23 protein-coding genes are annotated in these 24,225 nt (G+C 66.7%); 8 read left to right on the top strand and 15 right to left on the bottom strand.

Annotated elements, in window-relative coordinates; translation table 11 throughout:
• Nucleotide 1 precedes the first annotated feature (1 nt).
• The 9 genes from A5760_RS15405 to A5760_RS15365 all read right to left on the bottom strand — a co-directional run bounded on the left by A5760_RS15405 (nucleotide 2) and on the right by A5760_RS15365 (nucleotide 8,932).
• On the bottom strand, nucleotides 2–1,156 hold the full coding sequence (locus A5760_RS15405) for an MCE family protein (protein WP_064882218.1): 1,155 nt from the start codon (nucleotides 1,154–1,156) through the stop codon (nucleotides 2–4).
• A complete protein-coding gene (locus tag A5760_RS15400; protein WP_064882217.1) occupies nucleotides 1,153–2,595 on the bottom strand; it encodes a virulence factor Mce family protein in 1,443 nt (480 codons plus the stop codon). Before A5760_RS15400 ends, A5760_RS15405 begins: the two co-directional genes overlap by 4 nt.
• A complete protein-coding gene (locus A5760_RS15395; RefSeq protein WP_064882215.1) occupies nucleotides 2,592–3,656 on the bottom strand; it encodes a virulence factor Mce family protein in 1,065 nt (354 codons plus the stop codon). The genes A5760_RS15400 and A5760_RS15395 overlap by 4 nt, the downstream gene beginning before the upstream one ends.
• Complete coding sequence (locus tag A5760_RS15390) at nucleotides 3,646–4,698, bottom strand: virulence factor Mce family protein (RefSeq protein WP_064882213.1); 1,053 nt, start codon at nucleotides 4,696–4,698, stop codon at nucleotides 3,646–3,648. Before A5760_RS15390 ends, A5760_RS15395 begins: the two co-directional genes overlap by 11 nt.
• Nucleotides 4,698–5,900, bottom strand: coding sequence for an MCE family protein (locus A5760_RS15385; protein ID WP_064882211.1), 1,203 nt, complete (start codon nucleotides 5,898–5,900; stop codon nucleotides 4,698–4,700). Before A5760_RS15385 ends, A5760_RS15390 begins: the two co-directional genes overlap by 1 nt.
• Nucleotides 5,901–5,920: 20 nt before the next feature.
• Nucleotides 5,921–6,763, bottom strand: coding sequence for an MlaE family ABC transporter permease (locus tag A5760_RS15380; protein ID WP_064882209.1), 843 nt, complete (start codon nucleotides 6,761–6,763; stop codon nucleotides 5,921–5,923).
• A 19-nt stretch (nucleotides 6,764–6,782) separates the two neighbouring features.
• Nucleotides 6,783–7,547 carry an MlaE family ABC transporter permease gene (locus tag A5760_RS15375; RefSeq protein ID WP_064882207.1) on the bottom strand — a complete coding sequence of 255 codons (765 nt, stop codon included), beginning with the start codon at nucleotides 7,545–7,547 and terminating at the stop codon, nucleotides 6,783–6,785.
• Between the two features lie 234 nt (nucleotides 7,548–7,781).
• Entirely contained in the window at nucleotides 7,782–8,696 is a 915-nt protein-coding gene (locus tag A5760_RS15370; protein ID WP_064882205.1) for a 3-oxoacyl-ACP reductase, read from the bottom strand.
• A 44-nt stretch (nucleotides 8,697–8,740) separates the two neighbouring features.
• On the bottom strand, nucleotides 8,741–8,932 hold the full coding sequence (locus tag A5760_RS15365) for a ferredoxin (RefSeq protein ID WP_007772497.1): 192 nt from the start codon (nucleotides 8,930–8,932) through the stop codon (nucleotides 8,741–8,743).
• A 212-nt stretch (nucleotides 8,933–9,144) separates the two neighbouring features.
• Here A5760_RS15365 and A5760_RS15360 point away from each other — a divergent pair, with 212 nt between their 5' ends.
• From A5760_RS15360 to A5760_RS15340, 5 genes are all read left to right on the top strand, one after another.
• Nucleotides 9,145–10,323 carry an acyl-CoA dehydrogenase gene (locus A5760_RS15360; RefSeq protein ID WP_064882203.1) on the top strand — a complete coding sequence of 393 codons (1,179 nt, stop codon included), beginning with the start codon at nucleotides 9,145–9,147 and terminating at the stop codon, nucleotides 10,321–10,323.
• Nucleotides 10,324–10,352: 29 nt separating this feature from the next.
• Nucleotides 10,353–11,450 carry an acyl-CoA dehydrogenase family protein gene (locus tag A5760_RS15355; protein ID WP_064882201.1) on the top strand — a complete coding sequence of 366 codons (1,098 nt, stop codon included), beginning with the start codon at nucleotides 10,353–10,355 and terminating at the stop codon, nucleotides 11,448–11,450.
• Between the two features lie 5 nt (nucleotides 11,451–11,455).
• A complete protein-coding gene (fadD17, locus tag A5760_RS15350; RefSeq protein ID WP_064882199.1) occupies nucleotides 11,456–12,967 on the top strand; it encodes a long-chain-fatty-acid--CoA ligase FadD17 in 1,512 nt (503 codons plus the stop codon).
• A gap of 59 nt (nucleotides 12,968–13,026) precedes the next feature.
• Entirely contained in the window at nucleotides 13,027–13,254 is a 228-nt protein-coding gene (locus A5760_RS15345; RefSeq protein ID WP_064882197.1) for a hypothetical protein, read from the top strand.
• Nucleotides 13,255–13,384: 130 nt separating this feature from the next.
• Nucleotides 13,385–14,098: a hypothetical protein gene (locus A5760_RS15340; RefSeq protein WP_064882196.1), complete on the top strand. Its 714-nt coding sequence runs from the start codon at nucleotides 13,385–13,387 to the stop codon at nucleotides 14,096–14,098.
• Here the strand turns inward: A5760_RS15340 and A5760_RS15335 are convergent.
• Genes A5760_RS15335 through A5760_RS15320 form a run of 4 tightly spaced genes read right to left on the bottom strand, consistent with a single transcriptional unit; the run spans nucleotide 14,084 to nucleotide 18,923 of the window.
• On the bottom strand, nucleotides 14,084–15,634 hold the full coding sequence (locus A5760_RS15335) for an acetolactate synthase large subunit (protein WP_064882194.1): 1,551 nt from the start codon (nucleotides 15,632–15,634) through the stop codon (nucleotides 14,084–14,086). The genes A5760_RS15340 and A5760_RS15335 overlap by 15 nt on opposite strands.
• The gene (locus tag A5760_RS15330) at nucleotides 15,631–16,458 is read right to left on the bottom strand and encodes an amidohydrolase family protein (protein ID WP_064882193.1); all 828 of its coding nucleotides are present in this window, start codon (nucleotides 16,456–16,458) and stop codon (nucleotides 15,631–15,633) included. Before A5760_RS15330 ends, A5760_RS15335 begins: the two co-directional genes overlap by 4 nt.
• Before the next feature lie 39 nt (nucleotides 16,459–16,497).
• Complete coding sequence (locus A5760_RS15325; RefSeq protein WP_064882191.1) at nucleotides 16,498–17,265, bottom strand: fructosamine kinase family protein; 768 nt, start codon at nucleotides 17,263–17,265, stop codon at nucleotides 16,498–16,500.
• The gene (locus tag A5760_RS15320) at nucleotides 17,262–18,923 is read right to left on the bottom strand and encodes an acyl-CoA synthetase (protein WP_064882189.1); all 1,662 of its coding nucleotides are present in this window, start codon (nucleotides 18,921–18,923) and stop codon (nucleotides 17,262–17,264) included. Before A5760_RS15320 ends, A5760_RS15325 begins: the two co-directional genes overlap by 4 nt.
• Before the next feature lie 70 nt (nucleotides 18,924–18,993).
• Between A5760_RS15320 and A5760_RS15315 the strand changes: the two genes are divergently transcribed.
• Nucleotides 18,994–19,830, top strand: coding sequence for a crotonase/enoyl-CoA hydratase family protein (locus A5760_RS15315; protein WP_196772111.1), 837 nt, complete (start codon nucleotides 18,994–18,996; stop codon nucleotides 19,828–19,830).
• A gap of 90 nt (nucleotides 19,831–19,920) precedes the next feature.
• On the opposite strand, the gene A5760_RS15310 is transcribed toward A5760_RS15315, so the two are convergent.
• A complete protein-coding gene (locus tag A5760_RS15310) occupies nucleotides 19,921–21,144 on the bottom strand; it encodes a cytochrome P450 (protein ID WP_064882186.1) in 1,224 nt (407 codons plus the stop codon).
• 42 nt (nucleotides 21,145–21,186) lie between these two features.
• Here A5760_RS15310 and A5760_RS15305 point away from each other — a divergent pair, with 42 nt between their 5' ends.
• A complete protein-coding gene (locus A5760_RS15305) occupies nucleotides 21,187–21,909 on the top strand; it encodes an acetoacetate decarboxylase family protein (RefSeq protein WP_064882184.1) in 723 nt (240 codons plus the stop codon).
• A gap of 206 nt (nucleotides 21,910–22,115) precedes the next feature.
• Here the strand turns inward: A5760_RS15305 and A5760_RS15300 are convergent, their stop codons facing one another.
• Nucleotides 22,116–23,147, bottom strand: coding sequence for an LLM class F420-dependent oxidoreductase (locus A5760_RS15300; RefSeq protein ID WP_064882182.1), 1,032 nt, complete (start codon nucleotides 23,145–23,147; stop codon nucleotides 22,116–22,118).
• Nucleotides 23,148–23,224: 77 nt separating this feature from the next.
• Here A5760_RS15300 and A5760_RS15295 point away from each other — a divergent pair, with 77 nt between their 5' ends.
• Complete coding sequence (locus A5760_RS15295; RefSeq protein WP_064882180.1) at nucleotides 23,225–24,220, top strand: Zn-ribbon domain-containing OB-fold protein; 996 nt, start codon at nucleotides 23,225–23,227, stop codon at nucleotides 24,218–24,220.
• Nucleotides 24,221–24,225 lie beyond the last annotated feature (5 nt).

Below are 24,225 nucleotides of genomic sequence, written 5' to 3'. Positions count from 1 at the left end.
CCTACTGTCCTGAAGCCGTGCCGGGCGGGATCTTGAACGGATCGGCCGCCTGTCCGGACAGGTTGGCCATCTCGCCGGTCAAGAAGTCGGGCGGGTTGAGGATCTCGTTCATGTGGGCCATGTTCGGGTCGAAATACGCGGTGGTGAAGAACGTTTCACCAAGGCGCCGCAGGGTGAGGTCGAAGGTGGTGAACACGTTGAGGTAGTCGCCGCGCACGGCCTGCTTGATACCGAAGTTGGGGAACGGGAACGTCAGCAACAGCTGTAGCGAGGTGACGAAGTTCCTCCGGTTGTCGTTCAGCGCCTTGACGACCGAATACAGGTCCTTCATGTCGGCGGCGAAGTCCACCTTGGTTTTTGCCAGGATGTTCGAGGTGACATTCGCCAGTTTGTGCAGCGCGCTGAAGGCCTCGACGATGTGGCCGCGGTTCTTGTTGAGCACGCGAATCGCCTCGGGCAGCGTGTCCAGCGCCCGGCCCAGGTTGTCCTTGTCATGCGCCAGGGTCGCCGAGAATCGGTTCAGTCCGTCGACGGCATCGATGATGTCGTTGACCTGACGGTTCAGTCCCGAGGTCAGCTCCGCGAGCCTGGGGATCAGGTCGACGAACTGGTCCTGACGCCCCGCGACCGCCCGGTAGGTCTCGTCGGTGATCTCTTCCAGGGCACCGACATTGCCCTTGTTCACCACCACGCCGAGCGCCGAGAGCACCTCTTCGGTGGTGGGATAGCGGCCGGTGTTGGCCTCCGAGATCTTCGACCCGTCCTTCAGCTTGCCGACGGCCGGCTTGTCCTTCGGGCGGGCCAGGTCGATGTGCATCGAACCGAGCAGCGACGTCTGGGCGACCGTCGCGGTCGAGTTGGCGGGCAGCACCACGTTCTTGTCGAGCGCCAATTTCACTGCCGCATAGAATGATCCGTCGGCCCGCTGTTCGGCCGAGATGCCGGCGACACTGCCGACGGTGACGTCGTCGACCATGACCGGAGAGTTCTGCGGCAGGGTCGCCACGTCGGGCAGTTCCACGGTGATCGAGTAGGCACCGCTGCCGTGACCGGCGGTGCCGGGCATCACCAACGAGTTCAGCCCGCTGAACTGGCAGCCGGCCAGCAGCATGCTGCCCGTCGCCAATCCGCCGGCGCGCAACCACATTCGGTTCATCCGCCACCGCCCAAGTCGGCCGCCGGCCCGCTGGGCGCCTGGCCCGGAGCCGGACCCGGCAGCGGACCGAACGCGCTTCCGGGAGCGGGGCCGGGCGCGGGAGCGGCGCCCGCCGGTGCCGGCTGGCCAGGCCCGGGAGCGGCCTGCGGGGCCGTCGGGACCAGCAGGGCCTGCAGATCCGCCGGGTTCTGCGCGGCGGGCGGCGTCTGGGCACCCTTGGCAGGGACCCAGGTCAGTTGCGGCACCGGGGTCGCCGACTTGGCCTGCGTCTCCGGGGTGTCGTAGATGATCTGGCCCTTATACGCCGTAATCGTGTTGAGCGGGTGGAACATCAGCGGCGGGTAGTTCGCGGTGAGCCGGCGCAGCACCGGTCCCAACCGCTCACGGCAGAGTTCGGCGCGCTTGAAGTAGTCGGGCGCCCGGGGCCCGGCCGCGGTCTCGAAGGATCCACCGCAGATGAACTGCACGGGGTTGGCGAATTCCGGTATCGACAACAGACCGTTGAGCGTGCCCTGTGCGGGGTCATAGATGTTGTAGAAGTTGGCGATACCCGGGCCCGCGACGTGCAGCACCTGCTCGATGTTGTCGCTCTGGTCGCTGAGCGTCTTCGCGAAATCGTTGAGGTTGTTGACCGTATCGACGATCGTCGAGTTGTTCTCGTGCAGGAAACCCCGGATGTCCGACAACGCCTTGTTGAGGGTCCCCAGCGTGGTGTCGAGGTGACGCGAACTGTCGGCCAGCACCTGCGACACCGAGGCGACGTTGCCGGCGAACTGGACGATCTGCTCGTTGCTGGACGACAGCGCGTTGACCAGCACCTGCAGGTTTTTCACCGTGCCGAAGATGTCGCCGCGCGAATCCCCCAGCCGTCCAGCGGCTTGCGAGAGCTCACGCAACGCGTTGTGGAAGGACTGGCCCTTGCCGTCGAAGGTGTCGGCGGCCTGGTTGATCGCCGCACCCAAGGGGCCCTGCATCGATCCGGCCGTGGGACCGAGCTGTACGGCCAGCTGGGTCAGCGACTCCTTGACTTCGTCCCATTCCACTGGGACCGCGGTGCGCCCCGGCCCGATGCTGGCGCCGTCGGCCATCCCCGGACCGCTGGTGTACGCCGGCGTCAGCTGAATGAACCGGGCCGCCACCAGGTTTGGCGACATGATGATCGCCTTTGCGTCCTTAGGGATCTTCACGTCCTTGCTCACCGACATGGTGATCTTGACGTCGGAAGGCCGCGGGTCGATCGTGTCGATGGTGCCGACCGGGACACCCAGAATGCGCACCTGATCACCGGGGTACAGGCCGACCGCGGAAGCGAAGTAGCCGACGATCTTGCGGTTATTCGCTTGCGACGAAAGCACATACACGCCGCCCACCAGCACCGCGACGAGCGCGATGATAGTGGCGTAGCGCAGCCCCCTGCTGCCGAGGATCCGCTGCGTCATGGCGACTTCGGCCTGATGATCCAGCGTTCCTGAATCAGGCCACGCAGGTAGTCGGCGAGGCTGGCAGGCATCTTGCCGGGCTGATAGAAGAAGTCGAACATGGTGGCAAGCAACGGCGCCGGGATCACGCCGTAGACGTTGACGTTGAATCCGGGACCCGAACCGACGACCTCACCCAGCTCGGTGGCGTAGGTGGGCAGCCGCTTGAGGGCCTCGGTGATGTAGTCGCGGCGCTCGTTGAGGTTGGACAGCACGTCGTTGAGCTTGTTCAGCGCCGGACCGAATTCCTTGCGGTTATCGGCGACGAAACCGGAAATCTGCGTGGAAAGGTCCTGGATCCCCGAGATCAGCTGACTCAAGGCGCTGCGCCGTTCGTCGAGCGCGGCGAACAACTCGTTGCCGTCATCGACCAGTTTGTTGACCTGGTCGGCGCGCTGCGACAACACGCCGGTGACCGACTTCGCGTGTGCCAGCAGGCTTTGCAGAGCCTCATCGCGGCGGTCCAGCGTGCGCGACAGCGACGTCACGCCGTCCAGCGCACCGCGCAACTGCGGGTTGGCGTCGTGCAGCGTGTCGGTCAGCACGTTCAGCGCCTTCTCGAACTGCGGCTTGTCCAGGTTGTTGGCGTTCTGACCCAGATCCTCGAGCGCGCCGGCAAGCGTGTACGGCGTCGTCGTGCGGCTGAGCGGGATGGCGGTCGCCTTGCCGCCGCCGGCCGGGGTGACCGAGATGGATCGCTCACCGAGGATGGTGTCGGTGCGGATCGCGGCCAGCGACTGGTCGCCGACCGCGACATGGCGGTCGACGCTGAAGCTGATCTTGGCGCTGTCACCGGCCAGGCCCACCGAGGTCACCTTGCCGACCTTGAAACCCGAAACATAAACGGCGTTGCCGGGATTGATGCCACCGGCGTCGGTGAAATAGGCGTCGTAGATCTTGCCCTGTGGCCAGAACGGTAATCCGGAGTAACCGAACGCAATGAGCACGACACACACCACCAGCACCACGCCGAAGATGCCGGTGCGCAGTGGATCGCGCTCACGCCTTGAGTTACTTGGCAAAAGCGCACCTCCCCTTGCTGGGATCCACCTGGCCACCGAGCGGCAGCAGGATGTCGCTGCCGGCCGGGCCGTTGATCTTGATCGTCACGGAGCAGAAGTAGATGTTGAAGAACGACCCGTAGGCGCCGAGGGCGGACAGCCGCAGGTAGTCCTCGCCCAGCTGCTCGACGTCGTTGTTCACCTCGGCCTTGCGGTCGTCCAGTTCGGTGGCCAGCGGGCGGGTGTTCTCCAGGATGCCCTGCAGCGGGCGGCGCGAATTCTTCAGCAGCTGAGTCAGATCCGTCGTCGTCGACGCCAACGGTGGAATGGCACCGGCGATGTCGTCCTTGTGCTCGGCCAGCCCGGTGATCAGTTGTTGCAGTTGATCAACGCTGGTCGAGAATTGCGCGCTGCGTTGGTCCACGGTCGTCAGCACCGTGTTTAGGTTGTTGATCACGTCGCCGATGAGCTGGTCGCGCTGGCCCAGCGCCGAGGAGAACGCGCTGGTGTCCGCCAGCACATTCGACAGAGCCCCGCCCTGGCCCTGCAGCAATTGGATGACCGCGCTGCTGATGGTGTTGACCTTGTCGGCGTCAAGACCTTTGAGCACCGGTCGCAGTCCGCCCAGCAGCGCGTCGAGATCCAGTGCGGGCTGGGTGTGTTCGCTGTTGATCGTCGCGCCGGCCGGCAGCTTCCGCAGCTCCCCAGGACCCGACGTGATCTCTAAAAATCGATCGCCGACCAGGTTTTCGTAGCGGATCACCGCGCGCGTGGACGAATAGAGCGTGTAGCGCTTGTCGACCCCGAACTTCACGTCGATGGTGTTGTCGGGGTTGAGCTTGATGCCCGACACCGCGCCGACCGGCACCCCGGCGATGCGCACCTTCTGGCCGGACTTCAGCCGAGACACGTTGGTAAATGTTGCGTGGTAAGTGCTTTCGGGGCCGAAGCGGAAGTCGCCGAAGACCACCACCAGCCCCGCGGACACCAGCACCATGGCCACCGCGAAGATGCTGACCTTGATGATCATCTCGCGGTGCGACGGCATTCCCGAGCCGGCCATCAGAAGTCGTCCCGTTCCGCGAAGGCGCCGTGGAACAAGAACTGCAGCGTGGAGGGCGCGTCGAACTGCAGCTCGGTGAACGGCTCGTACGGGATGTTCGCGTTGTCGGTCACCAGGAACGGGGAACGGAAGAACGATCCTCCGGTCTGCTTGGTCGGAATGTCAGGCAAGCCACGGCAATTCGGGCCGCCCGAGGCGTTCACGATCGGCAGCGATTCCGGGTAGGTGTAGGAAGGAGCACCCAGCACGAAACTCGACGACGTGAAAAGGCCCGCCTTGCGAACACCGAGCAACGGGGCGAATTCCTTGATACCGCGCTCGACGCCGGCGAACAGACAGCCGAGTTCCGGCGAATAATCGGCGGCCACCTTGAGCGGGGCCCGCAGCCGGTTGATGGTGGCGATGAAATCCTCTTCGGCCGGCGCCAACGTCTCATACGCGTTGTTCGACAGGCCGATCGTGGCCAACAGCGTGCTGTCCAGGTTCTTCTGCTGGTCCACCACCGTCTTGTTGATCGTCGGCAGGTTGTCGATCACGGTGGTCAGGTCCGGCGCGGCGTCGGCGTAGGTGTTGGCCACCACCGCGGTCTTGCGGAAGTCCTCCTGCAGCGCGGGCAGCTTCGGATTCGCCTGCTGCGTCAGCGTATTCAGGCCGGTCAGGATCCCGCCCACGTCGTCGCCGTGGCCGCGCAGGCCTTCCGCGAACGCACTCAGCGTGCCGTTGAGTTCGACGGGGTCGATCTTGTGCAACAGGTCCATCAACGACTGGAACAAGGTGTTGACTTCCAGCTGCACCGAAGAGGCCGCCACGTGCGCGTCCGGACGCAGCGATGTCGGCGAGGGAGCTTGCGGCGGAACGAATTCCACCGCCTTGGCACCGAAGATGGTGTTGCCCGCGATGTGCACCGTCGCGTTGGACGGGATGAAGTGCATGTCGTCGCTGTTGATACCCAGCGTCAACCGCGCCTGGTCACCGGAATAGTCGATGGTTTCGACCTTGCCGATCTGAATACCCCGGTATTTGACCTTGGCGCCCTTCTCCATCACCAGCCCGGCCCGGGGCGCCGACACCGTGACGGTGTCGATCGACGCGAAAGCCGCCGTGTACGAAAGGTAAGTCAGCACAGCGAAAGCCACCATCAGGCTGGCCAGCACTGCTGCTGCCAGCCGGACGGTTGTGCGGCGCGCGTCTGTTTCTGCCATGTCCCTTTTAAGCGGTCCTCTTATCCGGAGAGGTTGAAGTTACCGGACGCCCCATACACAGCGAGCGAGATGAACAATGTAATGACGACCACGACGATCAGCGAAGTCCGCACGGCCTGGCCGACCGCGATCCCGACTCCGACCGGACCGCCGTGGGCGTTGTAGCCGTAATAGGTATGGACGAGCATCACCGCGATGGACATCACGATTGCCTGCAGGAACGACCACAATAGGTCCGACGGGATAAGGAACGTATTGAAGTAGTGGTCGTAGAGGCCCTTCGACTGCCCGTTGATGTACACCGTGGTGAAGCGGGCGGCGAAGAACGCGGCCAGCACCGACAGCGAGTACAGCGGGATGATCGCGATGAGGCCGGCGACCAGGCGGGTCGATACCAGGTAGGACACCGAGTGCACCGCCATGCATTCGACGGCGTCGATCTCCTCGGACACCCGCATGGCGCCCAATTGGGCGGTGGCGCCGGCGCCGATGGTGGCGGCCAGCGCGATGCCGGCGATCACCGGCGCGACGACCCGGACGTTCAGGAATGCCGACAGGAATCCCGTCAGCGCCTCGATGCCGATGTTGCCCAGCGACGAATACCCCTGCACGGCAATGACACCGCCGGAGGCCAAGGTCAGGAAGGCCGCCACACCGACCGTGCCACCGATCATCACGAGTGCGCCCGCGCCCATCGTCATCTCGGCGATCAGCCGGATGGTCTCCTTGCGGTATCGGGTGAGCGCATTGGGGACATACCGCATGGTCTGCCCGTAGAACAACGCCTGCTCGCCGAAGTCGTCGACCGGCTCTTGCAGCCGGGTGAAGATGCGGCGGAACCGCAGTGTGGCGTCGTAACTCATGGCGTGCGTACCCGTCCCATCACTTAGCCGAGATCCGCACGCCGATGGCGGTCATCACCACGTTGATCACGAACAGACAGATGAAGGCGTAGACCACGGTTTCGTTGACCGCGTTGCCGACGCCCTTGGGCCCACCCTTGACGGTGAGGCCGCGGTAGCAGCCGACCATGCCGGCCATCACGCCGAACAGCAGCGCCTTGAATTCGGCCAGCACCAGCTCGCGCAGGCCGGTCAACACGGTCAACCCGTTGATGAACGCGCCGGGGTTGACGCCCTGCAGGAAGACGGAGAACACGTAACCACCGGAAAGACCGATGGCGCATACCAATCCGTTGAGCAGCAGGGCCACCACCGTGGAGGCCAGCACACGGGGCACGACCAGCCGCTGGATCGGGTCGATGCCGAGCACCCGCATCGCGTCGATCTCTTCGCGGATGGTGCGGGCGCCGAGGTCGGCGCAGATCGCGGTGGCACCGGCACCGGCCACCACGAGCACCGTCACCACCGGCCCCAGCTGGGTGATGGTGCCGAATGCCGTCCCGGCGCCGGACAGGTCGGCGGCGCCGATCTCGCGCAGCAGGATGTTGAGGGTGAAGGCCACCAGGACGGTGAACGGGATGGACACCAGCAGCGTGGGGACCAGCGACACGCGCGCGATCATCCACGTCTGATCGAGGAACTCACCGAATTGAAACGGCCGGCGAAAAGCTGCCCGGCCGGTATCCAACATCATTTCGAAAAATCCGCCGACTGCGCGGGCGGGAACCGCAAGTTGTTCCCTCAACGCGTTCCCCCTCGGTTTGGTCTCGGCGAAGTCTATGTCTGGCCTTTGCGTCGTCTACGGTCGCACGTGGCTCGGTGTGAGCCGGATCATATTAACTCAGAACAAGTTCACCATGTCAATGAACAGCACGTCTTTATCCGAACCGTTAATTCGCCAGGTCAGACGCACTTGTCACGTGTCAAACTGACACACGTTCTACCTGGCGATTCCCCCCAATCAACCAGCCTTTTGTGGCTATTGCTCCATTAGCGCGCCAGCCGAGAAATTGTGCTCAGGATCACGGCCAGCAAAGTAATCCTGCAGCGTCGCACTCAGCTGAGCGGGGTCCCAAGCGACGCCGTCGGCGCTGAATTTCCGCTCCACGGTCGGCGCGGCGACCAATGTCACCTGTGGACCGTAGACGATGAACACCTGACCGTTCACCTCGGCGGCCGCCGGGGACGACAGGAACTTGACCAGATTGACCACATGCTCGGGCGACAACGGGTCGACGCCTCCCGCTTCCACCTCGGGTGCTTCGCCGAACACGTCGGCGGTCATCGCGGTGCGCGCGCGGGGGCAGATGGCGTTGGCGCACACGCCGTAGCGGCCCAGCGCCCGTGCGGCCGTGAGGGTGAGCGAGATGATGCCCGCCTTGGCGGCGCCGTAGTTGGCCTGCCCGACCGGACCGACCAGCCCGGCCTCCGATGCGGTGTTGACGATGCGCCCGAAGATCTGGCCGCCGGCCTCCTTGGCCTTGGAGCGCCAGTAGGTTGCCGCGTTACGGGTCAGCAGGAAGTGCCCACGCAGGTGCACCGCGATGACGAGATCCCACTCCTCGTCGGACATGTTGAACAGCATCCGGTCGCGAGTGATCCCGGCGTTGTTGACCACGATGCCGAGGCCCCCCAGTGAGTCGGCCTGAGCAACCAGTTCGTCGGCCGTGGCGCGTTCGCTGATGTCGCCGGCCACCGCGACCGCCTTCGAACCGGCCGAGTTGATTTCGTCGATGACGTCGGAGGCGTCCAACGCCGCGGCGATGTCGTTGACGACGACGGTCGCACCCTGGCGTGCCAGACCCAACGCCTCGGAGCGTCCCAGGCCCGCGGCCGCACCGGTCACCACCGCGACCTTCCCGGAGAGATCGGTCGCGTTCGTGCTGCTAGTCAATTTATGAATACCTCTAGTTTCGGGTTACGCGCTCTGGGCTCGGATTAGTCGCCGCGCTGAAGTGCCGCGCGCGGGCATTCGGCGATCGCCTGCTCGGCCAGTTGCTCCTGATCGGCGGGAATCGGGTCGAGCTTCACCACGGCGTAGTCCTCGTCGTCCAGGTCGAAGATATCTGGCGCAATTCCCAAGCACACTGCGTTACCTTCGCACCGATCACGGTCCACGATCACCCGCACAGCACCCTCCTTGAACCTGGCTTTCAGCTGAGGACACGCCTCATCAGTATGTAGGTCCACCATAGGGCCCCGACACCTCTGGCGAAACGGTCGCTGGATTCCCAGACTAGAACGTGTTACAACCGGGGAGGCGAACGGGTAGCCGTTGGTCGAGCTGCAGCCTGTGACGAGGCTTGTTACTCCGAACGTCGTGAACCTCAAGGACGGCCGAAATGCGTATCAGTTACACCCCGGAACAAGAGGAGCTGCGTCGCGAGCTGCGGTCGTACTTCACCGAGCTGATGACCCCCGAGCGCCGGGAGGCGCTGACCTCGACGCAGGGCGAGGTCGGCACCGGCACCGCCTACCGCGACACCGTCGCGCAGATGGGCAAGGACGGATGGCTCACCCTGAACTGGCCCAAGGAGTACGGCGGCCAGGACCGCTCCCCGATGGACTCGCTGATCTTCACCGACGAGGCCGCCATCGCCGGCGTGCCGGTGCCGTTCCTGACCATCAACAGCGTGGCGCCGACGATCATGGCGTTCGGCACCGAGGAACAGAAGAAGTTCTTCCTGCCCAAGATCGCCGCCGGTGAACTGCACTTCTCCATCGGCTACTCCGAGCCCGGCGCCGGCACCGACCTGGCCAACCTGCGCACCACGGCGGTGCGCGACGGTGACGACTACGTCATCAACGGCCAGAAGATGTGGACCAGCCTGATCGCCTATGCGGACTGGGTGTGGCTGGCGGTGCGCACCAATCCCGAGGCCAAGAAGCACCGCGGCATTTCGATGCTGACCGTGCCGACGACCGCCGAGGGCTTCTCCTGGACACCGGTGCACACCGTGGCCGGCGTGGACACCAGCGCCACCTACTACTCCGATGTGCGTGTCCCGGTGACCAACCTGGTCGGCGAGGAGAACGGCGGCTGGAAACTGGTGACCAACCAGCTCAACCACGAGCGGGTCGCGCTGGTCTCGCCGCAACCGATCTTTTTGGCCCTGCGCGAGGTTCGCGAATGGGCGCAGAACACCAAGGACGCCGGCGGCGCCCGGCTGATCGACTCGGAATGGGTGCAGATCAACCTGGCCCGCGTGCACGCCAAGGCCGAGGTGCTCAAGCTGATCAACTGGGAACTCGCCTCGGCGGCAGACGAAGCGCTGTCGCCCGCCGACGCGTCGGCGGCCAAGGTGTACGGCACCGAGCTCGCTACCGAGGCCTACCGGCTGCTGATGGAGGTGCTGGGTACCGCCGCGACGGTGCGCCAGAATTCGCCGGGCTCGTTGCTGCGCGGCCGGGTCGAACGGATGCACCGGGCCTGCCTGATCCTGACGTTCGGCGGCGGCACCAACGAAGTGCAGCGCGACATCATCGGCATGGTCGCCCTCGGCCTGCCCCGGAACCGCTGAGCCGCTACGTAATAGAAGGACGGACGTTCATGGATTTCACCACCACCGAAGCGGCGAACGACCTCGGCAACCTGGTCGACACCATCGTGGACTCGGTATGCACCCCCGAACACCAGCGTGAGCTCGACGGGCTCGATCAGCGCTTCGACCGCGACCTGTGGCGCAAGCTGATCGACGCCGGCATCCTGTCCAGCGCCTCGGCTTCGTCGCTGGGCGGCGACGGCTTCGGCGCGCTCGAGCAGATCGCGATCCAGGTTGCGCTGGGACACCAGCTGGCCGCCGTGCCCTACCTGGAGTCGGTGGTGCTGGGCGCCGGAGCGCTGGCCCGGTTCGGCTCCGAAGAGCTGCAACAGAGCTGGGGCGTCCCCGCGGTCAACGGGGAGAAGACGCTCGCCGTCGCCCTCGACGGCGAGATGGGCGACGGGCCCGTGCAGGCCGCCGGCGTCGGCGGCGGGTACCGGCTGACGGGGACCCGCACCCAGGTCGGCTTCGGCCCGGTGGCCGACGCGTTCCTGGTGCCAGCCGAAACAGACTCCGGCACTGCGGTTTTCCTCGTCACCGCCGACGACCCCGGCGTCACGGTGACCGCACTGGAAACCACCGGCCTGGGCAGCGTCGGGCACCTGGCCCTGGATGGGACCGAGGTGGACGAGGGCCGCAAGGTCGGCGGCGCCGAGGTCGTGACCTGGCTCGGCACGCTGGGCACATTGGGCCGCAGCGCTTTCCAGCTCGGGGTGCTCGAGCGGGGCCTGCAGATGACGGCCGAATACGCGCGCGAGCGTGAGCAGTTCGACCGCCCGATCGGCAGCTTCCAGGCGGTGTCGCAGCGGCTGGCCGACGGCTACATCGACGTCAAGGGGCTGCGGCTCACCCTGACCCAGGCAGCCTGGCGGGTCTCGGAGGACATTCCGGCCGAAATCGATGTCGCCAGCGCGGCGTTCTGGGCGGCGGACGCCGGTCATCGGGTGGCGCACACCATCGTGCACGTGCACGGCGGCGTCGGCGTCGACACCGATCACCCCGCGCACCGCTACTTCCTGGCCGCCAAGGAGACCGAGTTCGCCCTGGGCGGTGCCACCGGGCAGCTGCGCCGGATCGGCCGGGAGCTGGCCGAGACGCCCGCTTAGGCGCAATGGATCTCACCGACGACCTGACGGTCACCAAGCTGCTGGCGCCGCTGACCGAGATCGACGACCGGGGTATCTACTTCGAGGACTCGTTCACGAGTTGGCGCGATCACCTGCAGCACGGTGCCGCCATCGCCGCGACGTTGCGGGCGCGGCTCGACCCCGGCCGGCCGCCGCATGTCGGCGTGCTGCTGGAGAACACCCCGTTCTTCTCGGCGATGCTGGCGGCGGCCGGAATGTCGGGGATCGTGCCGGTGGGGCTCAATCCGGTGCGCCGCGGCGAGGCGCTGCGACGCGACATCGCAAGGGCCGACTGCCAACTGGTGCTCGCCGACTCGAAGTCGGCCGAGACGCTGGGCGATATCGAGCACCTGAATGCCGACTCGCCCGAGTGGGCCGACGAGATCGCCGCACATCGCGACGCGCAGCTCTCCTTTCAGAACGCCTCGCCGGCGGACCTGTTCATGCTGATCTTCACGTCGGGAACCAGCGGCGAGCCCAAGGCGGTCAAGTGCAGCCACGGCAAGGTCGCGATCGCGGGCGTGACGATGTCACAGCGCTTCGACCTCGGCCGCGACGACGTCTGCTACGTGTCGATGCCCCTGTTTCATTCCAACGCGGTGCTGGTCGGCTGGGCGGTGGCGGCGGCCTGCGAGGGTTCGATGGCGTTGCGGCGCAAGTTCTCCGCCTCGAACTTCATCGTCGATGTGCGTCGCTACGGCGCCACCTACGCGAACTACGTGGGCAAGCCGTTGTCGTACGTGCTCGCCACGCCCGAGCGCCCCGACGATGCGGACAACCCGCTGCGCGCCGTCTACGGCAACGAAGGCGTGCCCGATGACATCGAGCGCTTCGGGCGCAGGTTCGGGTGCGTCGTGCAGGACGGGTTCGGTTCGACCGAAGGCGGCGTGGCCATCGCGCGCACGCCCGATACGCCGGCGGGTTCACTGGGCCCGCTTCCCGACGGCATCGACATCATCGATCCCGAGACCGGCGCGTCATGCCCGCCGGGCGTGGTCGGCGAACTGGTCAACACCGCGGGGCCGGGTCGTTTCGAGGGTTACTACAACGACGCGGCGGCCGAGGCGGAGCGGATGGCCGGCGGGGTGTACCACAGCGGTGATCTCGCCTACCGCGACGACGCCGGCTACGCCTACTTCGCTGGGCGGCTGGGCGATTGGATGCGGGTTGACGGCGAAAACCTTGGCGCGGCCCCGATCGAGCGGGTGTTGCTGCGCCACCCCGACGTCATGGAGGTCGCGGTATACCCGGTGCCAGACGCGATAGTCGGCGATCAGGTGATGGCCGCGGTGGTGTTGGCGCCGGGCACCGAATTCGACGACGGGAAGTTCCGGGCCTTCCTGGCCGAGCAGCCGGACCTGGGACCCAAACAGTGGCCGTCGTACGTGCGGATCAGCGCCGAACTCCCGCGGACGGTGACGTTCAAAGTGCTGAAGCGGCAGCTGGCCGCCCAGGGCGTCGATTGCGGCGACCCGGTGTGGAAGATCCACCGATAGCGCCCCGGCGGCGGGCGTTGCCGCCTGTTGCGCCGTCCTGGCAGTAAACTCAGCGCTTGATGAAAATCCGCGAACTCATCGCAGGCTCGATCCTGGTCGGGTCAGTGGGCGCGGCCGCGCTCGGCCTGGGCGCCGGTTTCGCCGCGGCGGAGCCGCCCCCGCCGCCTCCGCTGCCGCCCCCGCCGCCGCTGGTGTGGTCTCCGCCGACCCCGGACCCCGAACAGTGGGAACCTCCCCCGCCGGAGCAAGGGCCGCCGTTGCCGCCGCTCCCGCCGCCGGCGGGCTGACGATCTTCCCCGCACACGCCGCGGACGAATGCGGGGCCGCAATGAAAATGCCGCAAGGACAAGGAGACGCGATGGTAGACGCGCCGGTCGCCGCCGTCAGCGTCACGCGCGCCGATAGCGAAATCAGCGCATGACCGCACGGCCGCTCGAACTCGCGCTGGAAGCCGGCTTCGAACAGCTCTCCGCCGCGGCGCCGGCGAACGTCGGCGTCGCGATCGCCCGGCCGGACAGAACGTTTTCCCTGGGCAGCTGGTGGTCGGGCGTGGCATGGTCGACGATCAAGGTGCCCCTGGCGATAGCGGCGCTGCGCAACGATTGGCTGGGCTCGCGCGATCTGGTCGTGAAGGCCATCACCGAATCCGATAATCGCGCCTCCGAACAGTTGTGGTCGCAACTGGGCGAGCCGATGGACGCGGCGCGGTGGGTCCAGGGCGTGGTGGCCGAAGGCGGTGACACCGCGACGGTGGTCGAATCGCGGCGACTTCGCCGCGGCTTCACCGCTTTCGGCCAAACCCAGTGGAGCCTGCAGCGCCAGGCGCGGTTCGCCGCGGAGCTGTCGACCATCCCCGACGCCGTCGAAGTGATCGACCTGATGCAACGGCTGGTTGCCGGCGACCAGTGGGGGCTGGCCGCCAAAGGCCATGCCGCGAAGGGTGGTTGGGGCCCGGGCGTGCACAGCGGGTATCTGGTCCGCCAGTTCGGCATCGTTCCGACGCCGTCCGGCCAATGGGGTGTGGCGCTGGCCGCGGACGCGGATGACGGCACGTTCGAAACGGGCGTCGAAGTGGTCAATACGATGACGGATTGGCTGCTGAGCCGGCTGCCGACCCTAGCCCGCTATTGACGGCACCACGGCGTCGATCAGATGCGGCCCGGGCTCGGCGAAGGCGGCCCGCAGCGCATCGGCCAATTCCTCGGCCGTCGTGACGCGCCGCGCGGGTACTCCCATGCCCTCGCTGATCTTCACGAAATCCATTGTGGGATCTGATAAATCGAGCAGCGCGAGCGCTTCGGGCCCGGGTGCGGACCCGGCGCCGACGCGCTGCAGCTCGATCCGGAGGATGTCGTAGGCGCTGTTGTTGTACAGCACGGTGGTCACGTTGAGGTTCTCGCGGGCCTGGGTCCACAATCCCGAAATCGTGTACATCGCCGAGCCATCGGATTCCAGACACAGCACCGGACGGTGCAGGGCGGCCACGGCGGCGCCCACCGCGGCCGGGATGCCGTAGCCGATCGCCCCGCCGGTCAGGGTCAGCCAGTCGTGCGCCGGCGCGCCGGCGGTCGCGCCCGCAAGCAACACACCGGAGGTGTTCGACTCGTCGACCACGATCGCGCCTTCAGGCAACAGCGCCCCGATCACGTCGGCGGCCGACGCGGAAGTCAGCGGGCCCGTCGGCAGCTGGGGACGCGATGCGGGCGCCACCGGCGCTTCGATGCCCGGCGCCAGCTGATCGGCCAGGGCGATCAAAGCGTCTGCCGCGCCGCTGTATTCGGCGAGCACATGCACCTCGCAGCCGGCCGGTACCAGATCGCTGGGCATGCCCGGGTAGGCGAAGAACGACACCGGCGACTTGGCGCCGGCCAGCACCAGATGCTTGGCGCCGTCCAGCTGGGCAGTCGCGGCCTCGGCGAAATACGCGAGCCGGTCGACCGCCGGGACGCCGGCGCCGCGCTCCAGCCGGGCGGGGAAGGTTTCGCACAGCACGCGGGCACCCGTGGCCGCCGCGATGCGGGTGGCCGCCGCCAGCCCGGCATGGCGGGTGGCGTCACCGCCCACCATGATCACCGTTGGCTCCCCGGACCGAAGCACCTCGAGCACCTCGGGCGCCAGCAATGGATCGGCGCCCGTCGGCTGCGCCTCCAGGTTGGAGAACAGCTGGGCGCCGTCGGACCAGGACACGTCGGCGGGCAGGATCAGCGTCGAGATCTGCGAACCCCAAAGGCTGGCCGCGATGCCCTCGACGGCGTCGGCCGAGACCTGGGAGGCGTCACTGGTGCGGCGCACCCATCCCGAGACGCTGCCGGCAAGCGCGTCGATGTCGGATTCCAGTGGGGCGTCGTACTTCTTGTGATACGTGGCATGATCGCCGACCACCACCACCATCGGCACCCGCGCGCGGCGGGCGTTGTGCAGGTTGGCCAGGCCGTTGCCCAATCCGGGGCCCAGGTGCAGCAGGACCGCGGCCGGGCGATCGGCGATGCGGGCATAACCGTCGGCCGCGCCGGTGGCGACACCCTCGAACAACGCGAGCACGCCGCGCATCCGCGGCACGGCGTCCAGTGCGGCGACGAAGTGCATCTCCGAGGTGCCCGGGTTGGCGAAACACACGTCGACGCCACCGTCGACCAGGGTGTTGATCAGGGCCTGGGCACCGTTCACTTCATTGCCTCCAGTCGGAAAACTCGTTCGGCGTTGCCGCGCAGGAAGTCTCGGCGAGCCTCGTCGGACAACCCGACTTCGTCCAGTCCCGCCAGCGCGTGCTCGTGTGTGATCATCGGATAATTGGTGCCGAACAACACTTTTCGTTGCCCGGTGCCGGTCTTCATGAATCGGACGAGTTCGTCAGGCAACCGCTTGATCGTGTAGGCCGAGGTGTCGATATAGACGTTTTCGTGCTTGCGGGCCACCGCGACCATCTCCTCGGTCCACGGGTAGCCGACGTGGCCGCAGACGATCACCAGCTCCGGGAAGTCCAGCGCCACCTGGTCGATGTAGGGAATCGGCCGGCCCGTCTCCGACGGGCGCAGCGGGCCGGTGTGACCGACCTGGGTGCAGAACGGCACCCCGGATTCCACGCACTGGGCGAACAGCGGGTAGTAGCGACGATCGGTGGGCGGGGCATTCCACAACCACGGCACCACCCGCAGGCCCACGAATCCGCCGTCGGCTATCCGGCGCCGCAACTCCCGGACGGCTTCCATCGGGCGGTCCAGGTCGACGGTGGCCAGGCCGGCAAGCCGGTGCGGATGCGCGGCAATCCATTGCGCCACCTCGTCGTTGGAGACGAGGTCCGCTCCGCCCGGCCCGCGCCAGGCGCTGAGCACACCCACCTCGACGCCGGCGGCGTCCATCGAGGCCAGTGTCGTCTCGATCGGGATGTCGGTGTCGGGGATGGTCCCGCCCGTCCACCGCCGCAGGGATGCCAGCATGTCGCTGCGCAGGAACCGCGCAGTCGGGTGCTGCATCCAGACATCGATCGTCATGCGATTCGACTCTAGACCGGGGCCCGCCGCGGACCGAGGTCAGATGGTCAGCGCCGCGCGGGCGCAGGCGTGCGTCTGCTGCACGTACCCGCCGCCGAACAGCACGACGTGCGCCAGCAGCGGGAAGAGCTGGTGCAGCCCGATGCGGTCGCGCCAGCCGGGCCGTAACGGTCGCACCTCCTGGTATCCGGCGATCACCGCGTCGTAGTGCGGACAGCCGAACAGCGCGAGCATCGCCAGGTCGGTCTCGCGGTGACCGGCGTGCGCGGCGGGGTCGATGAGCACCACACCGTCGGGCGTCCACATCACGTTCCCGCTCCACAGATCGCCGTGCAGCCGGGCCGGCCGATCGTCGTCGTCGAAATCGCCTGCACGGCAACGCGCCGCGACAGAGTCGACGGCGTCACGGGTACCGGCATCGAGCCGCGGGGCCGCGAGTTCGGCCATCGGGGCCAGCCGTTCCTCGGCGTAGAACTCGCCCCAGTCGCCGTGCCTGCGCAGCGACATCGGCAAGGGCTGCGACAGCGGCCCGAAAAAGCCCGGCCCGTCCCAGCCGTCCGGACCGGCCCCGAACGCCGGGGCGGCGGCGTCGTGGGTGATCGCCAGCCGGCCGCCGAACGTGCGCGCGGCCTCGGGGGTCGGGCCCACCGATTCCAGGCGCCGCAGGGTCAGACTCGCGTCGTCCACGGAGACGACCTGCGCGCACGGGACGCCGCCTTCGACGGCCGAAAGCCATAGCAGCCCTGCGGCTTCGGCTGCGAAGAAACCGGTCGGTGCGGCCGGATTACGTTTGACGAAGTCGGTCACGCAGTCGCGTGAGCCGCATGCACGTCGTCGGCGGGCCGCGCTTCGGTCTGCTCCTTGGCCCAGCGGTAGTCGGGTTTACCCGCGGGCGAGCGCTTGACCTCGTCGACCAGCCACAGGCTGCGCGGCACCTTGTAGCCCGCGATCTCGGAGCGCACGAAGCTGTCCAGCTCGGACAGCGCGGGCCGGGCGCCCGGCCGGGGCTGTACGACGGCGGCGACGTGCTGCCCGTACCGGGGGTCGGGCACGCCGACCACCAGGGCGTCGAAGACGTCGGGGTGGCCCTTGAGCGCGGCCTCGACCTCCTCGGGGTAGATCTTCTCGCCGCCGCTGTTGATCGACACCGAGCCGCGGCCCAGCATCGTGACGGTGCCGTCGGCCTCGACCTCGGCGAAGTCGCCGGGGATGGCGTAGCGCACGCCGTTGAACGTCTTGAACGTCTCGGCGGTCTTCTTCTCGTCCTTGTAGTAACCGACCGGGATGTTGCCCTTCTTCGCGATGAAGCCGCGCACACCGGAGCCGGGCTTGACCTCGTTGCCCTCCTCGTCGAGGACGACGGTGCGGTGGTCGATAGTCACACGCGGGCCACCGGCGTGCGGCGCGTCCTTGGCGACGATGCTGGTGCCGCCGAATCCGGTTTCCGAAGATCCGATCGAGTCGGTGATGACCCGGTTGGGCAGCAGTTCGAGGAACTTCTCCTTGATGCTCGGCGAGAACAGCGCCGCGGTGGAGGCGAGCAGGAACAGCGACGACAGGTCGTACGCCTCTTTCCCTTCCGCGCCTTCCTGCGCGGCCAGCAGCGCGTCCAGCAGCGGCCGCGCCATCGCGTCGCCGGTGAAGAACAGCAGGTTCACCTTGTGGTCGTGGATCGTGCGCCAGACCTCGTCGGCGTTGAATTCCGGTGCCAGCACGGTGGTTTGGCCCGAGAAGATCGACATCCAGGTGGCCGACTGGGTGGCGCCGTGGATCATCGGCGGGATCGGGTGGCGGACCATCGGCGGGTTGGCCGCGGCGGCCTTGGCCAGGTCGTACTCGTCCTTGATGAATTCGCCTGTGGCGAAGTCGGTTCCGCCGAACAGCACCCGGTAGATGTCCTCGTGACGCCACATCACGCCCTTCGGGAAACCGGTGGTGCCGCCGGTGTAGAGCAGGTAGATGTCGTCGGCGCTGCGCTCACCGAAGTCGCGCTCGGGCGAGCTGCCCGCGATCGCGGAGTAGAACTCGACACCGCCGTAGCGGCCGAAGTCGTTGTCGCTGCCGTCCTCGACGACCAGGATCGTCTTGACGTCCGGGGTCTCGGGCAGCACGTTGGCCACCCGGTCGGAGTACTGGCGCTCGTGGACCAGCGCGACCATGTCGGAGTTCTCGAACAGGTAGCGCAGCTCGCCCTCGACATAGCGGTAGTTGATATTCACCAGGATGGCGCCGGCCTTCACGATGCCGAGCATCGCGATGACGATCTCGATGCGGTTGCGGCAGTACAGTCCGACCTTGTCGTCCTTTTTCACCCCCTGCTCCAACAGGTAGTGAGCCAGGCGGTTGGCCTTCTCCTCTAGCTGGGCATAGGTCAACTTCTCGTCGCCGCAGATCAGGGCGACACGCTCGGGCACAGCGTCGATCGCGTGCTCTGCAAGGTCGGCAATATTCAAGGCCACGGCCACCAAATTAGAACGTGTTACATTTCGAGGCAAGCTCGTGCCCATTGTCGAGGGAAAGGCGGTAGCCGTGTCCGTGGAGAATGCCGGAACCCCAGCAAACACAGAAAACGGGGAGACCGGCCCCTCTGAAGCCGATGCGCTGGTGGAACAGCGTGGTCACACCCTCATCGTGACCATGAATCGGCCACACCGCCGCAACGCCCTGAGCACGGAAATGATGGAAATCATGGTCCAGGCCTGGGACCGCGTCGACAACGACGACGACATCCGCTGCTGCATCCTGACCGGCGCCGGTGGCTACTTCTGCGCGGGCATGGACCTCAAGGCAGCAACCCAGAAGCCGCCGGGTGAGTCGTTCAAGGACGGCAGCTACGACCCGTCGCGAATCGACGCATTGCTCAAAGGCCGTCGGCTGAAAAAGCCACTGATCGCCGCCGTCGAGGGCCCGGCCATCGCCGGGGGCACCGAGATCCTGCAGGGCACCGACATCCGGGTCGCCGGCGAGAGCGCCAAATTCGGCATCTCGGAGGCCAAGTGGAGCCTGTACCCGATGGGCGGCTCCGCCGTCCGCCTGGTGCGCCAGATCCCCTACACCGTGGCCTGCGACCTGCTGCTGACCGGACGGCACATCACCGCCGCCGAGGCCAAGGAGATGGGCCTGATCGGCCACGTCGTTCCCGACGGGCAGGCGCTGACCAAGGCGCTCGAGATCGCCGAGGTCATCGAGAACAACGGGCCCCTGGCGGTGCAGGCGATCCTCAAGACGATCCGCGAGACCGAGGGCATGCACGAGGAAGAGGCCTTCAAGCCCGACACCGCGAACGGCATTCCGGTGTTCCTCTCCGAGGACTCCAAGGAAGGCCCGCGGGCGTTCGCCGAGAAGCGCAAGCCCAACTTCAAAAACCGCTAGGCGCCTGGTCGCCGACCCCACTTCGCCGAGTGTGAACTCAGGGCGGCTTTTCGGCGATTTTCGCCCTGAGTTCACGCTCGGCGCAGAGAATCAGCTCAGCAGCGGCGCGCTCGGGGTGAACACCACCGGCATCGCTTCCAGGCCGCTGACGAAGTTCGCCGGCCGCAACGGCAGGGTCGAGTCGTCGTCGGCCAGCCGCAGATCCGGCAGCCGCTTGAGCACCCGCTCGGTCATCATCGAAAGTTCCAGGCGGGCCAGCTGGTTGCCCAGGCAGAAGTGCGTGCCGAAACCGAAAGCCATGTGGCTGTTGGGGTTACGCCGGATGTCGAAGTGGTCCGGATCCTCGAACACCGACTCGTCGAAGTTGCCCGACTCGAACAACAGCATGATCTTCTCGCCCTCACGCATTGAGGTGCCGTGGAATTCGGTGTCGGCGGTCAGGATCCGGCACATGTTCTTCACCGGTGACGTCCAGCGCAACATCTCCTCGATGGCGCAGGGCAGCAGCGAGGGATCGCGCACCAGGGCACCCCACTGGTCGCGGTGGCGCACCAGCTGCTCGGTTCCCCCGCTCAACGTGTGGCGGGTGGTCTCGTCGCCGCCGATGAGGATGAGCAGCGTCTCCATGACGATCTCGTCGTCGGACATCCGCTGACCCTCCACCTCGGCGTTCACCAAAATGGAGAACAGGTCGTCGGTGGGCTCGGCTCGCCGCTTGGTGATGATGTCCATGGTGAACGCGGTGTAGGCGGCGAAAGCGTTCATCACGCTCTGGGCGGTCTCCGATTCCGGGTCGATGTGCGAACTCAGCCCGCAGACCAGGTCGTCGGACCACTTCAACAGCATGCCGCGTTCCTGGGGCAGCACGCCCAGCATGTCGCCGATCACCGCCATCGGTAGCGGGGCGGCGATGTCGCGAACGAAGTCACACTCGCCGCGCTCACACACCGCGTCGATCAGGGTGTCGCACAGCTTGGCGATGGACGGCTCCTTCTCCTTCACCCGCTTACGGGTGAAGCCGGCGTTGACCAGCTTGCGCCGCACCAGGTGTGCCGGATCGTCCATGTCGATCATGTAGGGCATGCCGGGCTGATCGGGACGGATGCCGCCCGTGCTGGAGAACAGTTCCGGATTGCGCTCGGCGTCGAGGATGGCTTGATACGTGGTAGCACCGGCCAGTCCGTTGCAATCACGAAACACCGGTTGGTTGGCCCGCATCCAGCGATAGGCCTCGCGCGACGTGTGACGGTCGGCGTAGAAGTTGCCGTCGGTCAGGTCGATGTTCGAGATTGCTTCGGGGATGGTCGAAGTCATTCACAGCCTCCAAATATTGACGAGCGGATTACAGTAAGCGGCATGCCTGAGTCACAACACGTAGTTGCGGGGACAGTCCTCACCATGCCGGTGCGGATACGAAAAGCGGACGTACACACCGCGATGTTTTCGGTGGATGCGCAAGCGGCACAACGCCTTATCGACTACAGCGGTCTGCAGGTCTGCCAGCCCCGCCCCGGCCGGGCGGTGGTGAACCTGATGCTGGCACGTTACATCGACGGCGATTTGGGGCAGTACCACGAATTCGGTACCTGCGTCATGGTCAACCCACCCGGCTCGACGGCGCGCGGCTGGCGGGCGCTGGGCGATGCGGCCGCGTTCATCCACCATCTGCCCGTCGACCAGAGCTTCACCCTGGAAGCCGGGCGCTCGATCTGGGGATTCCCGAAGATCATGGCGGACTTCACCGTTCGCGAGCACGGCCGGTTCGGATTCGACGTCAGCGCCGACGGTGCGCACATCGCGGGCATCGACTTCGCCCGCGGAGTGCCGGTGCCCTCGATGTTCACGTCGCGCCCGCAGGTGCTCAAGACCTACACCTTCGCCGACGGCACCACCCGGGAAGTGCCCTGGGAGATGCGGGTGCGCGGGCTGCGCGGTCAGCTCGGCGGAGCGAAATTGCGACTGGGCGATCACGCCTACGCCGAGGAGCTGGCGTCGCTGGGCCTGCCAAAGCGGGCGATGGTCTCTGGATCTGTCGGCCACGTCGAGATGACATTCGGCGACGCCCACCCGCTCGGCTGACCGGCCGGGCCGGAGTCCATTGCCCGGCTCGCCCCCGCAAGCGGGTGGGGGTCCCCCCAGCCGCGTAGCGGCGAGGGGGCGTACCCCCGCCTCATCGCGCTGCGCGCTCTGCATCGTCGTCGGGCCTGCCATCCGGACAATCTAGAACGCGTTCTAAGCCCCTGGCAAGAAAATTAGAACGTGTTCTAGATTGTCGTGGGCGGGTGTCAGATCAGCGTCGCCAGCTCTCGGACCTGCTCCGTACTGCGGCCGGACACCACCATCATGGTGACGCCGGCGGCCTCCCAGGCCTTGATCTGCTTACGCACGTAGTCGAGGTCGCCGACGATCGCGGCGTCGTCGATCACCTCGTCGGGGATGATTTCGGCGGCCTTGTCCTTCTGGTTGCTGCGGAACAGCTTCGTCACGTCGTCGACCACTTCGGAGTAGCCCATCCGGCGGTAGACGTCGGCGTGGAAGTTGGTGTCCTCCGCGCCCATCCCACCCATGTAGAGCGCGATGTAGGGCTTCATGGCGGCGAAGGCGGCGCTGCGGTCCTCGGTGACGACGATGTTGGCCGTCGCGCAGATCTCGAAGTTCTCGCGGCTGCGGCGTGCGCCCGGCCGGGCGAATCCCTCGTCCAGCCATTCGTTGTAGGTGTCGGCCATGCGCGGCGTGTAGAAGATCGGTAGCCAGCCGTCGCAGATCTCGGCGGCCAGCGCGACGTTCTTGGGTCCCTCGGCGCCCAGCATGATCGGGATGTCGGCCCGCAACGGATGAGTGATGGGCTTGAGCGGCTTGCCCAAACCCGTTGCGCGCTCGCCGGTCAGCGGCAGCGGGTAGTGCGGTCCGGCGCTGGTCACCGGGGCCTCGCGCGCCCACACCTGCCGGATGATGTCGATGTATTCACGGGTGCGGGCGAGCGGCTTGGGGAACGACTGGCCGTACCAGCCTTCGACCACCTGCGGGCCGGAGACGCCGAGGCCGAGGACGTGCCGTCCGCCGGACAGGTGGTCGAGCGTCAGGGCCGCCATGGCGCAGGCCGTCGGGGTGCGGGCGGACAGCTGGATCACCGAGGTGCCCAGCCGCACCCGCGACGTCGACGCACCCAGCCAGGCCAGCGGTGTGTAGGCGTCCGAACCCCAGGCTTCCGCGGTGAAGACGGCGTCGTATCCGGCCTCCTCGGCCGCGGCGACGAGCTCGCCATGGTTCTGCGGCGGCTGCGCGCCCCAATATCCCAGCTGCAATCCCAGCTTCATCGTCTTCGCCCTTCCGGTGGTCGTCCCGATCCAAGAAAGATTTGAATCCGTTCTTAGAACCTGTTCTACTCGATGGCGTGACAGCCAGCTCGAGTAGCCCGCCCCTGATTGATCACCCTGAGCCACCGCTCGCCGCGCCACTGACGTTGTCCTTTGACTACACCCGTTCGGTCGGACCGACGCTGAGCAAATTCTTCACCGCGCTACGTGATCGCCACGTCCTGGGTGTGCGCGGATCGGATGGCCGGGTGCACGTTCCGCCGGCGGAATATGACCCGGTCACCTATGAGCCGCTGGGCGAGATGGTACCGGTGTCCAGTGTCGGCACCGTGGTCTCGTGGACCTGGCAGCCCGAGCCGATCGAGGGCCAGCCGCTGGACCGGCCGTTTGCCTGGGCGCTGATCAAGCTGGACGGCGCCGACACCCCGCTGATCCACGCGGTGGACGCGGGTGAGCCGAAGGACATCAAGACCGGCACCCGGGTGCATGTGCACTGGGTGGACGAGCCGGTGGGCGCCATCACCGACATCGCCTATTTCGCGCTCGGCGACGAAGCCGAGGCCGTGACCGAGCAGTCGGACGGCGACAAAGACCCGGTGACCATGATCGTCACGCCCGTCTCGCTGACCATCCAGCACAGCGCCTCGCACGAGGAGAGCGCCTACCTGCGGGCCATCGCGCAGGGCAAGCTGCTCGGCGCGAAGACGGGCGAAAACGGCAAGGTCTATTTCCCGCCGCATGGCGCCGACCCGGCCACCGGTCAGCCGACGACCGAGTTTTTGGAGCTGCCGGACAAGGGCACCGTCACGACGTTCGCGATCATCAACATCCCGTTCCAGGGCCAGCGCATCAAGCCGCCGTACGTGGCGGCCTACGTGCTGCTCGACGGAGCCGACATCCCGTTCCTGCATCTGGTCGCCGACATCGACGCCCACGAAGTACGGATGGGCATGCGCGTCGAGGCGGTGTGGAAACCCCGCGAGGAGTGGGGATTCGGCATCGACAACATCGAGTACTTCCGGCCGACCGGGGAACCCGACGCCGACTACGACACCTACAAGCACCACCTGTAAAGGGC

It is taken from the genome of Mycobacterium colombiense (genome assembly GCF_001665835.1).
GTDB classification, from domain to species: domain Bacteria; phylum Actinomycetota; class Actinomycetes; order Mycobacteriales; family Mycobacteriaceae; genus Mycobacterium; species Mycobacterium colombiense_A.
This window is presented reverse-complemented; position numbering and strand designations above follow the sequence as displayed.

Excerpts from the sequence above, each read along its gene's own strand:
- A5760_RS15355 (WP_064882201.1), top strand. The coding sequence starts at position 10,353 with ATGGATTTCACCACCACCGAAGCGGCGAACGACCTCGGCAACCTGGTC.
- A5760_RS15405 (WP_064882218.1), bottom strand. The coding sequence starts at position 1,156 with ATGAACCGAATGTGGTTGCGCGCCGGCGGATTGGCGACGGGCAGCATG.
- A5760_RS15305 (WP_064882184.1), top strand. The coding sequence starts at position 21,187 with ATGCCTGAGTCACAACACGTAGTTGCGGGGACAGTCCTCACCATGCCG.
- A5760_RS15300 (WP_064882182.1), bottom strand. The coding sequence starts at position 23,147 with ATGAAGCTGGGATTGCAGCTGGGATATTGGGGCGCGCAGCCGCCGCAG.
- A5760_RS15310 (WP_064882186.1), bottom strand. The coding sequence starts at position 21,144 with ATGACTTCGACCATCCCCGAAGCAATCTCGAACATCGACCTGACCGAC.
- A5760_RS15340 (WP_064882196.1), top strand. The coding sequence starts at position 13,385 with ATGACCGCACGGCCGCTCGAACTCGCGCTGGAAGCCGGCTTCGAACAG.
- A5760_RS15390 (WP_064882213.1), bottom strand. The coding sequence starts at position 4,698 with ATGGCCGGCTCGGGAATGCCGTCGCACCGCGAGATGATCATCAAGGTC.
- A5760_RS15380 (WP_064882209.1), bottom strand. The coding sequence starts at position 6,763 with ATGAGTTACGACGCCACACTGCGGTTCCGCCGCATCTTCACCCGGCTG.
- fadD17 (WP_064882199.1), top strand. The coding sequence starts at position 11,456 with ATGGATCTCACCGACGACCTGACGGTCACCAAGCTGCTGGCGCCGCTG.
- A5760_RS15345 (WP_064882197.1), top strand. The coding sequence starts at position 13,027 with ATGAAAATCCGCGAACTCATCGCAGGCTCGATCCTGGTCGGGTCAGTG.
- A5760_RS15385 (WP_064882211.1), bottom strand. The coding sequence starts at position 5,900 with ATGGCAGAAACAGACGCGCGCCGCACAACCGTCCGGCTGGCAGCAGCA.
- A5760_RS15360 (WP_064882203.1), top strand. The coding sequence starts at position 9,145 with ATGCGTATCAGTTACACCCCGGAACAAGAGGAGCTGCGTCGCGAGCTG.
- A5760_RS15400 (WP_064882217.1), bottom strand. The coding sequence starts at position 2,595 with ATGACGCAGCGGATCCTCGGCAGCAGGGGGCTGCGCTACGCCACTATC.
- A5760_RS15330 (WP_064882193.1), bottom strand. The coding sequence starts at position 16,458 with ATGACGATCGATGTCTGGATGCAGCACCCGACTGCGCGGTTCCTGCGC.